Raw genomic sequence first — 295 nt, 5'->3', positions numbered from 1 at the left:
CAGCTGGGAGAGCGCCTGCCTTGCACGCAGGAGGTCTGCGGTTCGATCCCGCATAGCTCCACCATCCGAGAAACTTCTTCCACAAGAAGTAAAACTAATGTGGGCGATTAGCTCAGTTGGGAGAGCACCTGCCTTACAAGCAGGGGGTCACTGGTTCGAGCCCGGTATCGCCCACCATCTTTAAGCGCATTCGATGAGTGCTTTTAAAAATGGTTTTCATTAGAAAATCTAGCTCTTTAACAATTTGGAAAGCTGACAAATCAACAATTTATTGTTGATTGTAAAGTTCTCAATG

General features: G+C 46.4%; 1 tRNA gene. It reads left to right on the top strand.

Annotated features, from left to right (window positions below):
• Positions 1–101 precede the first annotated feature (101 nt).
• Positions 102–177 (top strand) — tRNA-Val (locus VCHENC03_RS17340).
• Positions 178–295: the final 118 nt, after the last annotated feature.

The organism is Vibrio sp. HENC-03, from assembly GCF_000305755.2.
Lineage (GTDB): Bacteria > Pseudomonadota > Gammaproteobacteria > Enterobacterales > Vibrionaceae > Vibrio > Vibrio owensii.
This window is presented reverse-complemented; position numbering and strand designations above follow the sequence as displayed.